At 34.0% G+C, this 15,558-nt stretch carries 14 protein-coding genes; 6 read left to right on the forward strand and 8 right to left on the reverse strand.

The window, feature by feature from the left end; translation table 11 throughout:
• Window positions 1-139: 139 nt before the first annotated feature.
• From F3D3_RS11615 to F3D3_RS24135, 6 genes are all read left to right on the forward strand, one after another.
• Window positions 140-2,266, forward strand: coding sequence for an AAA family ATPase (locus tag F3D3_RS11615; RefSeq protein ID WP_069874103.1), 2,127 nt, complete (start codon window positions 140-142; stop codon window positions 2,264-2,266).
• A 301-nt stretch (window positions 2,267-2,567) separates the two neighbouring features.
• Entirely contained in the window at window positions 2,568-3,899 is a 1,332-nt protein-coding gene (locus tag F3D3_RS11620) for a hypothetical protein (RefSeq protein WP_175438357.1), read from the forward strand.
• A 70-nt stretch (window positions 3,900-3,969) separates the two neighbouring features.
• The gene (locus F3D3_RS11625; protein ID WP_069874107.1) at window positions 3,970-4,365 is read left to right on the forward strand and encodes a hypothetical protein; all 396 of its coding nucleotides are present in this window, start codon (window positions 3,970-3,972) and stop codon (window positions 4,363-4,365) included.
• The gene (tnpB, locus tag F3D3_RS25180) at window positions 4,356-4,718 is read left to right on the forward strand and encodes an IS66 family insertion sequence element accessory protein TnpB (RefSeq protein ID WP_069874109.1); all 363 of its coding nucleotides are present in this window, start codon (window positions 4,356-4,358) and stop codon (window positions 4,716-4,718) included. The genes F3D3_RS11625 and tnpB overlap by 10 nt, the downstream gene beginning before the upstream one ends.
• A 61-nt stretch (window positions 4,719-4,779) precedes the next feature.
• On the forward strand, window positions 4,780-6,378 hold the full coding sequence (locus F3D3_RS11635; protein WP_069874111.1) for an IS66 family transposase: 1,599 nt from the start codon (window positions 4,780-4,782) through the stop codon (window positions 6,376-6,378).
• A 54-nt stretch (window positions 6,379-6,432) separates the two neighbouring features.
• Window positions 6,433-6,708 (forward strand): hypothetical protein, encoded by a 276-nt coding sequence (locus F3D3_RS24135; RefSeq protein ID WP_069874113.1) that lies wholly within the window; start codon window positions 6,433-6,435, stop codon window positions 6,706-6,708.
• A gap of 317 nt (window positions 6,709-7,025) precedes the next feature.
• On the opposite strand, the gene istB is transcribed toward F3D3_RS24135, so the two are convergent.
• From istB to rfbD, 8 genes are all read right to left on the reverse strand, one after another.
• Window positions 7,026-7,745, reverse strand: a complete 720-nt coding sequence (gene istB / locus F3D3_RS11645; RefSeq protein WP_069874115.1) for an IS21-like element helper ATPase IstB — start codon at window positions 7,743-7,745, stop codon at window positions 7,026-7,028.
• Entirely contained in the window at window positions 7,742-9,208 is a 1,467-nt protein-coding gene (gene istA / locus F3D3_RS11650; RefSeq protein ID WP_175438361.1) for an IS21 family transposase, read from the reverse strand. The genes istB and istA overlap by 4 nt, the downstream gene beginning before the upstream one ends.
• Window positions 9,209-9,309: 101 nt before the next feature.
• Complete coding sequence (locus tag F3D3_RS11655; RefSeq protein ID WP_069874119.1) at window positions 9,310-9,666, reverse strand: DUF4910 domain-containing protein; 357 nt, start codon at window positions 9,664-9,666, stop codon at window positions 9,310-9,312.
• 66 nt (window positions 9,667-9,732) lie between these two features.
• Window positions 9,733-10,464 (reverse strand): cytidylyltransferase domain-containing protein, encoded by a 732-nt coding sequence (locus F3D3_RS11660; RefSeq protein ID WP_069874121.1) that lies wholly within the window; start codon window positions 10,462-10,464, stop codon window positions 9,733-9,735.
• A 2-nt stretch (window positions 10,465-10,466) separates the two neighbouring features.
• Window positions 10,467-12,377, reverse strand: coding sequence for an N-acetylneuraminate synthase family protein (locus F3D3_RS24445; protein WP_207645371.1), 1,911 nt, complete (start codon window positions 12,375-12,377; stop codon window positions 10,467-10,469).
• Window positions 12,374-13,051 carry a hypothetical protein gene (locus tag F3D3_RS11670; RefSeq protein ID WP_069874123.1) on the reverse strand — a complete coding sequence of 226 codons (678 nt, stop codon included), beginning with the start codon at window positions 13,049-13,051 and terminating at the stop codon, window positions 12,374-12,376. Before F3D3_RS11670 ends, F3D3_RS24445 begins: the two co-directional genes overlap by 4 nt.
• Window positions 13,052-13,079: 28 nt before the next feature.
• On the reverse strand, window positions 13,080-14,144 hold the full coding sequence (rfbB, locus tag F3D3_RS11675; protein ID WP_069874125.1) for a dTDP-glucose 4,6-dehydratase: 1,065 nt from the start codon (window positions 14,142-14,144) through the stop codon (window positions 13,080-13,082).
• Window positions 14,145-14,162: 18 nt separating this feature from the next.
• Window positions 14,163-15,554, reverse strand: a complete 1,392-nt coding sequence (gene rfbD, locus F3D3_RS23350) for a dTDP-4-dehydrorhamnose reductase (RefSeq protein WP_084388985.1) — start codon at window positions 15,552-15,554, stop codon at window positions 14,163-14,165.
• Between the last annotated feature and the right edge of the window lie 4 nt (window positions 15,555-15,558).

Raw genomic sequence — 15,558 nt, forward strand, 5'->3', positions numbered from 1 at the left:
AATTACACTTTATGTTAACAAAATAGAAATGATTCATGAATTTAAAGATGTAAAACTTATATCTACAGTTTCTTTTGTTATAGTTAAATAGGATAAAATATTGGTTCACTATAAATTGATTCGGTAAGGGGGAGTTAAGATGCATAATATCAATTTAACTAACTGCAATAACATTTTGCAAGGTAATGTTACAATCATGAGGAATAAATTAAATATCAAGTATGGAATAAATGGAACAGGAAAATCCACTATTTCAAAAGCTATACTGTTTTCTAGTAACGCAGAGAAGCTTCAGTCGTTGAAGACATATTATTCAGAGAATCCAGCAAATATTTCTATAAGCCCTACTATTTCTAAAATTCTTGTTTTTGATGATACTTTTGTCGACCAAGTTGTTTTTAAAGAAGATAACGTTATTGAGAATACGTTTCAAGTGTTTTTAAAAACGCCGAATTATGATGAAAAGAAGCAAGCGATTGATAATAGATTGGTTGCATTAAAGAAAATCATGGAAGAAAATCATGAAATATCAATGTTAAAAGAGAACTTGACTAAGATAAATGACAAATTTAATCGGACTGCAACGGGAGGTATTAAAAAGACGGGTACCTATAAAAGCCTTCTTTCAAAGCAGAACCTTTATAATGTACCCAATGAATTAGAATCATATAAGCCATTTTTAGAGAATAAAGAAATTAATATTCCTTGGATTGATTGGAAAAATAAAGGTGAAGCTTATGATATAGAAAGTCATTGCCCTTATTGTGCAGAGCAGTTGGATATTCCTAAGCATTCTACGAAACGAGACGTATTTAAAAAGACGTATTCAAAATCAGATTCTCAGAATCTTAAAGAAGCATTGGAGTTGTTGGAAAATCTAAAACAATACATGAAGGAAGAAAAGTATGTTGAGCTAATTGGATTCATAAAAAATGATACACCTGAGGATGCAATTAGTACTATTGTGAACAAGTTGGTATCTGAATTAGACCTGATGTTATCAAGATTCCAAGCAATATCAGAGTTTGGCTACAAGAAAATTGTGATTGCAGATATTGCAAATATCGAATCACATATAAACAAAATGGATTTCCCTCTACCATTATTTGATATGTTTGGAGGGGAAATTATTGATAGAGTTTTCACTGAGATTAATAGTAATGTCAACAAGCTCAAGGATGAAGTACAAGAATTGAAAAGAGATTTAGGTGCGTTAAAGGGAATTCTTCAAGCGACAATCCAAGCATCTCAAAATGATATTAACGGATTCTTGAAAACCGCAGGAATTAATTATGAATTAGAAATTCAGGCAGAAGATGAGAGTAATAATAAAACAGTCTTAAAACAATGCTTTGCAACAGAGAAAACCGGCGTTTCAGATATTCGGCAGAGACTTAGCTGGGGTGAGAAAAATGCATTTTCTTTGATTTTATTCATGTATTACGCTCAGGCTCAAAATCCAGATTTGATAATTCTGGATGATCCAATTTCTTCGTTTGATAGCAACAAGAAATATGCAATTATGCACCGTATGTTTAAAAACTTAGGTAAAAAGGACGTTTCATTTTTGGGAAAAACAGTGCTATTGTTAACTCATGATTTTGAACCGATTACCGATTTCATTTTAGTTGGAAAGTTAGCAGAGGATAAAGCAATGTCATCTTATGTCTGGAATGAAAATGGTATTTTAAGAGAAAAAGAGATAGACGCATCAGTGGATGTTAAATTGATTATTTCTGAATGCCACGAAATATCTAGCAATGAAGATGTAAATATTGTAAGTAGAGTTGTTTTTCTGAGAAAGTTATGTGAGTTAAATGAATGCAGTGGTTCATGGTCTAATGCTTATGAAATATTATCCTGCCTTATTCATGGTAGTGAAATAAGAAGAAAAATTGCAAATGACGTTTATATTGAAATGCCTGAGAGCGATCAAAGTGATGGCTTATCAAAAATTATTGAATTTATCCCAGATTTTGATTTTCAACATCTCAAAAATAACAGCTTCACGGTTGATGGAATTAAAATATTATATGAGAATGAAGGCAATGAATATTTTCAGCTACAATTATTCAGGACTTTATGTGGAATTATAGACCCGACAAAAATAAAATTTTCAACTTTTGATGATGCATGGTATAAATTCATTGATGAAACATATCACATCGAAAATGACTATTTGCATTATCTCGATAAAACCAAGTTCAATATAGTTCCGAGTTATATTACTAGAATAGTTGGCGAAGTTATGGACAAGGTTAATTAAATTTTTATAGTTAGTTTAGCAGTCTCAAAAGGGGCTTATTTTCGGTATGCGGAATAATGAATGTATGGATAATTGCTTGTTTGCAACACCCTGTTCTGGGGGATGTACAGTATTCAAAGAAATAAACTTATGTGAAAAGTACAAGTAATTTATAGCAAACCATAAGTAGAAGTAAGATGGAAATATTGTTCTCGATTTTATATACAATTGATTGTGAATCTGTTGTACATAATGTGGTCTATGCGTTGTTTGAAATAAGTAGTTCTAATGTGTATTTTGGTCATCGAATTTTGTTAATATTTTGGAAGGAGCAATTGTATTGGCATTCATATATAGATATCAAATAAAAAATGGTGAATTAAGAAACAACACTTCGCTTTTGGAGTATAATCAGGAGATTAATGAAGTTGTTGAGATATTATTTAGTGAAAATTTGAAGGAATGTATAGTTGAAGAGCGATATTTTGAATTTAGGCTATATGTAACCGTACATAAAAGATTGTTGCAAGAAATGGGGCGATTGCTTAAGTCAAGACTACCCATTGGAATTCACAGATACGGATTTGTGAGAATGGAGCAGACTTTTTACGCTCTTTTTTATTCGACTGTTAGCTCTCGCGAGGATTTTATTTATGGTGAGTTAATCGACTCAACTCTGTTAGATGAAAAAAACTCATTCTTGAAAAGAGCTAATAATTTTTATGAAAAAAAAGTTAGTAATAATCTATTATATGAAAATCCATATAGTGAAAATATCAACGAAATCAAAAAAAATCTCTATATAGATATAATGGATACATACATCGATCATAATTCGCTATTTAATATATCAACTGATACAAACGAAATTAGTTGCTATTTTGTTAAAGGTAGACATAGAAGAATTGAGAAAGTGAAAACTTCGCATATTGATAGATTTAGAAATAATTTATTACAACTTGAAGGCTGTTTTGATATTGGAATTGTAGAGAATGAGGCGCTGAAGTTAAGCAATGATAGTACAAGAGGGGATTACTTAGATTTTCTTGAGATTCATGATTTTTTTGAAATGCCAGAAGTGGTAGAAACGATTATGAATGAGCTATCATTACACATAAATGAAACCGAAAAAATTGAAGCTTTGGATGTAATTAATAAAAAAATAGAAGGTGAAATAAAACGATGCGTGTTTAAAACACATAATGTTGGACAAGCGTTAGCTACATCGTTATCTGATGAGAACAATTCTATACTTTTATATTTTGATTATGGCATGCCATATGGTGGAAACGCGTTCACAAGACCTGCAAGAATAAATATGCCCACAAATCCAGGGATTACGATAATTTTGTCCCATGTTGACAAGGATCATTGGTTTAGGTTAGCAGATGATATAAATGCATATCGATGTCATTGGTATATACCTGACCAACCGAGAGGACCTCAGTTTAATCATAAATTAGCAGAGATTATTGTAAGTGGAGGATCAGTACATATGATTAACTCTGACTTGTCTTTTCCTTGTGGAACGATTACTTATAGCGGATATTCGAAAATAAATCCGCTTAGGACGGCGAATCATGTTCATGAAATGGGTTTAACTTTACGTATTCAAGGAAGTGATGTTAAGGGAGATGAACTTAATATTTTGTAAGCGTACAATACAGCACACATAGTTAATCGTTTGTTACCATGAGATAATCAGCTTAGGAGGTTGATTAATCATGCGATATACAATTGAAGATAAAGTGCGGTTTCTGCAAGAACAGAAAGCAAGTGGGCTAATCGCTACTGAGTGGTGCCAAAAGAATCAAGTGCCTTATGGTTCATTTAAGAACTTTTCCAAATCGATAAGAGACTATAACTTCCCAACTAATCCAGCGCAAAAGGCCAAACAGCAGAAAAAGAAAGTGCCCAAAGTGGCATGGATTAGTGCTCAAGAAGAAAGTCCGCAAACATCACAAACCGATTCAATGCCGGTGGATCCGAGTCAAGAAAAGCCTGCACCAAAACTAGATTACTACACGATTGAAATTGGCATATTTAAAGTCCATATTCCTACCACCATCCATGCATCTTCTCTTAGAACGCTAATGGAGGTCCTAAAGATATGCTCATAAATGGACATAAGGCCCAACGCGTTCATATAGCATGCGGATCAACAGATATGAGAAACCATATCGATGGCTTGGCGATGATAATTAAATACCAATTTAACCTGGATCCATTCTCATGCGAGCTCTTCGCGTTTTGCAACAAAGACCGAAATAAGTTAAAGATTTTAGTGTGGGACCATAATGGTTTTTGGCTCTATTATAAGCGTCTTGAGAAGGGGTACTTTAAATGGCCCAAGCCCACAGATAGTTGTAAGTGTAAGACCTTTACGATGCGACAGTTCAACTGGTTACTTGATGGATTAGACCCTTTTCAACCTAATTCTCATACGGAAGTACTACAGCGACAAATTCTCTAAAACTGTTGATTTTTCAACAGTTTTCTCTTTTTTTGTTACGGAATCTGTGGTATAATAAAGTATGATTAAAACACACGAACCCATTGAAAACAAAGACTTTAAAGGCACTAGTGATTCGAATATAATCGTCGCAAAACTTCAACACGAAGTTGAAGTCTTAAACCAAGAAAACAGGTGGCTCAAAGAGCAGCTTGGCCTTCTTAAGAAGGCACAATTCGGTAAATCTAGCGAGATAATTGATTCTAATCAAATGAGTTTCTTTAATGAAATAGAAGTTGAACAACGTCCTCAGTCTGAAGAACCTACCATTGAAGAAATCACATATAAACGTCGCAAGGCTTATAACCGCGGCTTAAATCGTGATGCCTTTAAAGACTTGCCGGTAGAAAAAGAGTTCTATGAGCTCCCTGAAGAGGAACGCCTATGCGAATGTTGCCAAGGCGAACTGCACTCCATTGGCACTGAAGTAAAGTCTACACTTGAGTACGTTCCAGCACGATTGTATATCAAAGAAGTCCATATGCATAAGTATGCCTGTAGGAACTGTCAGTTGCATGAAGAAGCGACACCTATTAAGAAAGCATCCGCACCGGCACCGCTTCTGATGGGTAGTTTCGTGTCACCGAGCCTGCTTGCACAGATTGTTAATCAAAAATTCAATGGTGCTGTTCCTTTTGATCGTCAGGAACGGCTTTATCATGAAATTGGTATTGAGATCAAGAAGCAGAATATGGCTAACTGGTGCATCAAAGTCTCTGAACTGTGGCTCGAACCACTTTATGAGAGAATGCGCCAATACCTCATTATGGAGACTTTTCTTCACGCAGATGAAACAACTTTGACCGTCTTAGATAAGACATTCAACCCTACTGGAAAGAAAACATATATGTGGGTGTATGGCAGCGGAGAGCTTAGCGCCTTTAAAATCGCTATGTTCGACCATTGCCTTGGACGGGCTGGTGCATATGCAAAAGTCTTTTTGAATGGCTTTAGTGGTTATCTGCAGACTGATGACTTCAACGGCTATAACAAGGTCGAAAATGTAATCCGCGTCGGGTGCCACGCCCATGCTCGACGTTATTTTTTTAATGCTTACATGATGGGTAAGAAAAATGCACCTGTCGAAAGCGGACGTGCCAATGAAGCACTAAAGTTTTTTAAAGTCCTCTTTAAACTAGAAGCGAGCTTTAAAAAAGATCAGCTCACGGTTCAAGAGCGTTACGAAAAACGTCTCGAAGTATCTAAGCCCGTTCTGGAGGCTTTCTTCGTGTGGCTAAAAGAAAACGAAAAGATTACGATGCCCAAAAGTCTTTTAGGTAAAGCTATTGCTTACAGCTTATCCAATTGGGAGTTGTTAACGAACTATCTTTTAGATGGACAGTGCTCTCTTTCAAATAATTTGGCGGAACGCTTAGTAAAACCCTTCGTAATCTCTCGTAAGAACTTTCTCTTTTCAAAATCAGCAGTCGGCGCGAAGGCAAGTGCTACGTACTTTACGCTGATTGAGACGGCAAAACTAAATGGGTTAAATCCATTTGCCTATCTAATGTTCATTATGGAGCAATTGCCTAACATCTCATTGACAACTGAAGATGCACTCGATCATTTACTCCCATGGAGCCCTTCTGTTGTTGAAAAATGCAAATCTATACCATTATAACTTGGAGCTCATACGTTCACCACGTGTGGGCTCTTTGACGCTTACAATATTTTAGTGGCAGGAGATCAGCAATATGATTATGTAAAGAAAAGCCAGTTGGACAATTTAGATATACTTGTTGCGAGTCATCATGGAGGAAAATTCTGTTGGTCTGCGAAAGGTGTAGTCCCTACAGCAAAAAAATCAATCAATTCACTAGCTATTTATAGTTACGGTTTGAATAATACTCATGGGCACCCATCAAAGCTCGCTGATTATAAAACTGCGGATTGGCTTAAAGAACACCATACCTGCAAAGATGGAGACTTTGAAATTGCAATATTCATATGATTAGAAATTGGATAGCGAAATCAAATGACTAAATAGGAAAAACTACTCACGCCAAGGTCCCAATGGGTCCTAACGACATCATTATTGTCTCCTCAAGGCACGTAGAGGTCGTTGTGAAGTTAGAAAGACGATAGACGAAAGACGGTAGAATATAGTAATATCAATGAATTGAGCCACTGAATGTTGTTATGACATTCGGTGGATTTTTGTATGGGGAAATTGATCCACTGGATAGGATCAGTTTCTATCATGTATTTGGCAATAGTTTTTTGACGAAAATGGCAAAATAATTTGAACAGTACAATCCGATAGTCTTATTATTTTAATAGAGCTTCTTGTTTCCGTCTGCTTGGACCATCAAAGAATAGTAAATGAGAGTGATGTATCACCCGATCAATGATCGCTGCAGTAAGTTTTTCATCGAATAGAAAGTTTTTCCAGTGACTAAACTCTATATTCGTCGTTATGATAATGCTTTTTCGTTCGTAACACATACTCACCACTTCAAACAGCAGTCTAGCACCTTCTTGATGCAGTGGTAGATAGCCCCACTCATCTAGCACGAGTAAATGAGCCTTTTCAAGTTTTTTCATTAACCTTCCATGCGTTCCATTTTCTCGTGCTTCAACCAAGCGATTCACTAAATCGTGGACAGTAAAGAAATACACCAACTTTTGGTGCTGAATAGCTTTAATACCAAGTGCTACACCTAAATGCGATTTTCCCGCACCTATGTTCCCATATAAAATGAGATTTTGTTGGTTTTCTAAAAAATCGAGTTCAGTAAGACTTTCAAGAGTAAGTTTTTCTGGAAAAATAACCCTAGAAAAATCATAACTTTCAAGTGTCTTTTTACCAGGAAAACCAGCTTGCTTCATGTTTCTGTCGATGATATTCACTTGCCGCTCTTCTAGTAATTTCAGAAGAAAATCGTGAATGAACTGATCCTTTGACTCGTATGGGATTGTCTCATAAAGGTCAATGAGATTGCTACTTAGTTTTAACCGCTGTTGTAGCCTTGTAATGGCTTGTTTCATGACACACCACCTACTAACAGCATATCATAATCATCGAGGTGTATGGCGTATCCTGGAAGCATTGGAAGTGTATCYGTTGTTCCTTGTAGATAAAGGGCCTTATTTTCACTTAATCTGTAGTACGTTGTCCACAGAGCGCTAGGTGAATACACTGCCTGCTTAATATTTTCTTCAAGTACCTTGCTGGCAAAGTCAAAATCTTTTTCAAGTAAACAAAATTTGAGAAATGACAACGCCTCACTTACTTCCTCTTTCTTTAAGGTGCAAGTATAATTTTGCCATACATCGGGCAAAAGACTATAAAAACCTGTGTATTTAAGTGCCTTTGGCCGTCTTGAAACCAGTGTGATGAAATCGATCCAGTGGGTAAATTTTTTATCTTTTTCAAATGAACGCTTGTGTCTTGTGATTTCACGATAACCTGAATCATAAATAATCAGCTCATTAGCATAGTATTTGACGATTACTTTTTCACCTACTTTACTAGGGGATACAGAATATTCATTGGAATTTACTTTTATATGCCCATTCTTATAAACATGATTTATTGTTTCACGGGCATGATCGTAAGCTTTGGTATTAACAGTGTGCATGTGTTCTTTCTCTCTATCAAAAAGCATTTGGATAGTTTCAGGCTTGTGTTTGTAATGTGCCCGCTCATTGTCTTTATCACAGCGTACCAGCAATTCTTTATTAAATTTATCTAAGTGATGTACTTGGGGCTCWGGAATAAACAAATTGTTTCTAAAATAACCTACCTTGTTTTCGACTGATCCCTTCTCGTTACCTGAGTTCGGGTTACAAAAGTTAATTTCAAAGCCATAATGCATTGCAAATTTCTGAAAGCGTGGATTTGCCATTACGATGCCATGTTCATCTTTTTGCCGTAACGCAGCGGCAGCCATTTGATCAAACCAGATTTTATAGGGCACCTTGCCAATGTGATTGAATATTTTCTCCATACTATCGCAGACTGCTTCCATTGTCTCACTTTTAGTTATTTGGCAAAAGCCTGCATTACTTGATGGAAACGTCATTACAAACTCATGTGCTTTAACAAGCTTGCCATCTTCATAAATGTCGACTTCACCAAAGTCTACTTGTGCCTCTCCGCCAGGATGCTCAAGATCTAAAAAGCATACGTTTTCTGTATAAATTTCTTTGCGCTCTTCAGCGACAACAGTCCGCATTTGCCGTTCTTTAATTTGGCAAAGTTCAGGTATTTCATCCAGTGCTCTCTCATAGATGCGCTTGGCTGTATGACGTTGTTTTCTTCGTTTGTTTTTGTCTTCAAGCAATATTTGGCGCACAAATGGCCGAACCAAATCTGATTTGCGGTTTTCCTTTTGGCAACGCTGCTTTTCGTTGAAGTCTTCTTTCTCAATGTATTTCAATATGGTGTTACGTGAATGTGTTGTTCTTTTTTCAATTTCTGAGACAGAATGTCCTTTATCGAAGTACATTTTTCGTATATAATTGATTTGAGTAATTGTCAGCACGTCCTTTCACCCCTTTTAAGTGTTTGTCTACCTAAAAGGATAGTTTATTGGGATTGTACTGGCAATTATTTTTTGTCATTTTTGATTGCCGTTTTGCTTAATTCTATTTTACCAAAGACACCATGGTTTACTATTTTATCCATCGGAATTGAGTAGCCTACAAGATGTAGATTGTTATTCTTAAAATCTACAACTCGATTTCCATTACTATCCTCAATGTATGCTTCTCTAACATTCCACTCTTTCGGAACTGTCCAATCAAAAACTTGAGTTCCAGTATGAACACTTTTAATTTCAATGGGTATCCGCTTCTTGATTCGCAATAATGTTTCTCGAACCCCCTCACCGGTAATACTTCTATTTATAGGAAATAACTCAACTGCAAAATCATAAAGTTCATTTCCCAAATCGCTATGCCCCATAACATCTCCCCCTTGTTTATAAATTCAATATCAAGTCATCTCACTGAAAATCAGAATAACCTCTCATCAGTTTATAGTTATTTGCACCTTCTCTTTTTGTTGTTCAAAAGTTATTCTAAGGTTATCGTGATAAATTATTTCAGCTAAAGCAAAGTCGTACATCGAATCAATATCAATTGAGAACCTCTTCTCCATTACGTAAGCATAGGTAGAATCTGAATAATAACTAGCATTTTCTTTTAAAAAACTATAGTTGAATACATATATAGCTCCATTGGGAATATATGTTAATTCGAGTTCTTGCCTATTTTTACTATTATCCGAGTCAATATAACTGTGTAATACACCTTGTGTATCTATTGTCTTATACCATTGAGGTGGATGATCAGATGGTGTAACAGAAATTATAGAATTTGCTCCTCTTTCAAAAAATAATTCAATTGCCTCATCAATATGGGTAGCTTTTCTAAGAGGTGATGTTGGCTGCAAAATTACAATCTGATCAAAAGTCATTTTATTGATTTCTTGAAGACTCTCAACCGTAAAAACATAAGCATCGATCGCTTTTGATGTATCTGTTGCCAATTCTGCCGGTCTCAAAAAAGGAACCTCTGCACCATATTTTTTTGAAATCTCCGCTATTTCAGCATCCTCAGTTGAAACAATAACACGCTCAATATATTTTGAATTTAATGCAGCTTCAATAGTATAGGCAATCAAAGGTTTTCCATGAAACAACTTAATATTTTTCCTAGGCAATCCCTTAGAACCACCTCTTGCAGGTATAATTGCTATCATATTTATTCCATATCCCCCCAAGATAGAAGATCATCGTATGCCATATCTTTTTTCAATTTTCTACCAACTATATAGGCTTCATTTTCTGGAGATATGTGGGTTCCTGGACGCTTAAAAGCAATATCTTTTTCACCAATTATCTCGCCGGCCTTCATATTTTTATTCATAACAATACTTCTTCTAAATTTACTTTTTTTGTTTTCTTCTGCTTTAGATACAGTCCTATTATAATTGCCTAACGCATCTGCTATAATTTTACTCTCATCTACAATATATTTTAATTCAATAGGATCTGCTGAAATTTCATGATCCCAACCTTCCATTTGTTTATCAATCGTAAAATGTTTTTCTATCACCGCTGAACCTAACGCAACAGATGCTACAGGGACAGAAGTACCTATTGTGTGATCAGAAAACCCAATTGGGTACATTGGATATAATTGTTGCAACATTTTAATGTTGTTTAGGTGAATATCCTTTGGATCTGGCGGATATATAGAAATACAATGCAATATCACAATTTGATTATTATTTTCTTCTTCAATGATCTTTATGGCCTTATCAATTTCATATATAGTAGACATTCCTGTAGAGAGAAAAACTGGCTTATTCTTTTTGGCAATATATCTTAGCAATCTATAGTTATTAATGTCCATTGAAGCAACTTTGTAAAAAGGCACATCCAATTTTTCAAGCAAATCAACTTCTTCTTCTGAAAAAGGTGTCGAACAAAAATCGATACCAATTTCATCACAGTAATTTTTCAACATAAAATGTTGTTCTTCTCTTAAATAATATTTTGAAACCATTTCCTCAAGTGAACCAAAATGCTTTTTAGGTGAATCATCATATTTTTGATTGCTATCATACTCTGTTCTTGATACCAAAGACTTCTCAGTCCACGACTGAAATTTAACGGCATGAGCCCCCGTTTTTTTAGCTGCATCAATCAGTTTTCTAGCAAGTTCCATATCACCGTTATGATTAGCCCCTATTTCTGCAATTACATAAGGTTTATTATAGTTTTCAATCAAGTATCCATTGATATTTACCATTCCACTTACACCGTCCTCTTTATATTCTAGTTTATTCCACCACTTATTTTTATCGTCTTTCAAAAAATAAAATAATCGTTCTGGCCTATTCTTTATTAATTCCTTTAAGTTCATATAATAATGAAAATATCGAATAAAATCTGGCTCGATACGTTTAAGAATTTCATAGTGTATTATTTTTATGTCTATTTCTTTCTCAATCATTTTTTGATTTTGCCCCACAAGACTACCTATAATATTATTACTATGAAATCTATATAACGTATGTGTATTTTCAATATACTTTCCCCTTAATGATGACAGCAATAAAACTGAGAAAAGAGCCCAATCAAAAATCGATGTGTTACATTTACTGATATCTTTAAGGATTTTATCATTTAGTAAATTTAAATTTATAGCACAATTTGATAATCCAAGATAATTTCCATTTAAAATATCGTTGATTGAATTCGTCTCTTTCTGAAAAAATGAAAAATAAGGTTCATCCGATCCCAATATTACCAATTTATTGTAAAAAAAACCACATTCCTCATCATAACCTTCTAAAATAGCACTTACTCTATTGCGCGAAAAAGCATCATCAAAATCACCCATTATCAAAAGATCATAACCTTTTATATAGGATAATTTTATCAATTCTTGTCGCAATTCATAAGGTTTTAAATCCTTACAAAATTCTTCTAAAATAACATTTTTTTTAATGCCTTGACAGATATATTCGATTTCTTCAAGCTGTAAGTCATCATTAAGTAACAGGACATCAAACGTATCGTAATCTTGATCATTCAGAGATTGTATAAAAGCATTTATATATTCTATTTTCTGCTTGTATATGACTGATCCAAAAACAATTTTCATTTTTTGTTTAACTCCTTTGCTGGTATTCCAACAACAGTCAAATTTGAGTCTACATTTTTTGTAACTACAGCTCCTGCGCCTATTTGACATGAATCACCAATAGAAAGCATTTGTAATATTGTGCAACTTACGCCAAGCAAATTTTCATTACCTATGTGTACATTCCCAGATATTGCACATAGTGGATTTATAACATTAAAGTCCCCCAAAATACTATCATGGCCTAGTGTAGTCGCTAAATTTATTAAGTTAAAATTACCAATTTGAATGTCTACAGTTGTAATGACTCCATGTGTTAGTATATTTCCATATCCAATACTATTTATTGAAAAATCAAAAATAGCATTAGGTGCAATAATATTAGGATAAACCAAATTTTTAATATCTTTGATTTTATCATAAATCTTCCTTTTAACGCTCGGAGTACCTACTGGAATCACAATCCCTAAGACCTTAAAATGTTCACAATAATCTCTAAAAAACTTGTCGCAAGTTATGACTGAAATTTGATTTACAATCTTCTTCCCTATTGTTGCTTCATCTTCATCAACAAACCCTTTAACATCAAAACATTGTTGACTTGAGTTTCTATTAATTGATTCTATTAAAGCATAGACTTCTTTTGAAATTCCTCCGGTGCCAAAAATAACAACTGGTAATCCATTCCATTTCATACATTTCTCCTATTATATTCCAACAATTCTATACCCCAAATGATCCATCGTACATATTAGTATAATATTCCTGATATCCACCAGAAGTAATATTTTCAATCCATTTCAAATTTTCTAAATACCAATTAATGGTCTCTTCAATTCCTGCTTCAAACGTATACTTAGGATTCCATCCTAATTCTCTAGTGATTTTAGTATTGTCAATTGCATATCGCCTGTCATGGCCAGGTCTATCTTTCACATACTTAATGAGATTTCTAGATTTAGACAGATGTTCAATTATTAGTTCTACAATATGAATATTAGATTTTTCATTATTACCACCAATATTATATACTTCACCCATTGAACCATTAAAAAGAACGGTTTCTATAGCTGAACAATGATCTGACACATGAAGCCAATCTCTAATTTGAAGTCCATCACCATAAACGGGAAGTTCTTTTTCATTATAACAATTATTGATTATCAAAGGTATTAATTTTTCTGGAAACTGAAAGGGGCCATAGTTATTACTACATCTTGTGATATTTACTGGTAAACCATATGTTTCAAAATATGCCCTCACTATCAAATCTGCACTAGCTTTTGAAGCTGAATAAGGACTATTCGGCATAAGAGGCATATCTTCAGTGAATTTACCTTCCTTTCCTAAAGTGCCGTACACTTCATCTGTTGAAATTTGTAAGAATTTAACATTTTTTTTATATATTTTACAATATTTGTCGCTTGGATTTTTTTTCCAATGTTTTTTTGCAATATCTAGCAAATTTTGAGTTCCTATAATATTGGTTTCTAAAAATATTTCTGGGTGTTCAATGCTTCTATCCACGTGAGATTCTGCAGCAAAATTCACTATATTCATAATGTTGTATTTTTCGAAAATAGATTCAATTGCTTTTCGATCTCTTATATCAGCTTTAAAAAAAGTATAATTGTCACTTTCTTTAACATCGTCTAAATTCATTAAATTTCCAGCATAGGTTAATAAGTCAACATTTACAACATGAACATCCTTATGGTTCTTTAGAAATTGCTTTATAAAATTACTTCCTATAAAACCGGCACCACCCGTTACTAATATCGAATTCATAACATCTCCCTCTCGTGACTATTCTTTAAGTTCATTCAAAAATCTTACCAAAGCATCTTCCCAATTCGGAAAATTATAAATATTAAGTAAATCCGTTTTATGAGTAGAAAGCCTTGAATTAAACGGTCTTTTTGCAGTCGTTTTGTATTCAGATGATAAAACAGGATTCACTTCAATATTTAATTTTTGATGTTTAAAAATAGATTTTGAAAATTCATACCAACTACAATAACCTCCATTAACACCATGATAAATGCCATACGCTTTTGTTTGTATCAATTCACAAATAAATTCAGCTAAATCTTTGGTATATGTTGGTGCACCAATTTGATCACTAACTACATTCAACTCTTTTTTTGTTTCAGATAATTTAAGCATCGTTTTAACGAAATTATTTCCATTTTTCCCATAAACCCATGAAGTTCTCACTATATAATAATTATCAAGAGTTTCACGAACTACTTTTTCGCCTTGTTCCTTTGTATAGCCATAATAGTTAATTGGCTTTGTATCTTCATCTTCACGATGTGGATCATCACCACTTCCATCAAACACGTAATCTGAGCTGACATAGAGCATCTTTGCATTTATCTTTTTACATAGATTTACTATATTTCGCGTCCCATCTACATTTATTTGATGACAACAATTCTTTTCAGTTTCTGCTAGATCCACAGCAGTATAAGCCGCACAATGGATTACAACATCAGGATTATAATTTTGAATAAATTGCTCTGTTTCTAAGATATTTGTTATATTAAAATCCTTGGTGCTTGCACCATAGTTTTTAATTCCAAGTTGATTGAGTTTTCTTACAACATCATACCCTAGTTGTCCACTTGCACCAGTCACTAAAACTTTGATACTAAACTGAATATCGGATTCAGCATAAAAAGGGGCATTTCGATCTTTATCTGATAAGATCGGGTTTTTATACTCCCAATCAATAGCAAATTCAGGATCATTGAATGCAATACTCCGATCATTTTCTTTGGAATAATATTCATCAACTTTGTACTGAACCTCCACATTATCAGTCAATGTTAAAAAAGCATGAGCAAATCCCTTTGGAATCAAAAACTGCCTTTTATTCTCCTCAGATAGTTCAATGCTTAACCATTTTTTATAAGTATCAGACCCTTTTCTTAAATCAACTACAGTATCAATTATTCTACCCCTTGTGCACCTAATCATTTTTGTTTGTGCTTTGGGATCTGTCTGACAGTGCAAACCTCTCAATGTATTAGCCGCTTGAGAGAAAGATTGATTGTCCTGAATAAAATCTATGTCTATCCCTGCATCAGCAAACTTACTTTTTGTATAAGTCTCTGAAAACCACCCTCTATTGTCACCAAATACATCTGTCTCAATAATCAATAATCCTTTAAATTCTGTTTTTATAATTTTCATGATC

This window comes from Fusibacter sp. 3D3, assembly GCF_001748365.1.
Lineage (GTDB): Bacteria > Bacillota > Clostridia > Peptostreptococcales > Acidaminobacteraceae > Fusibacter_A.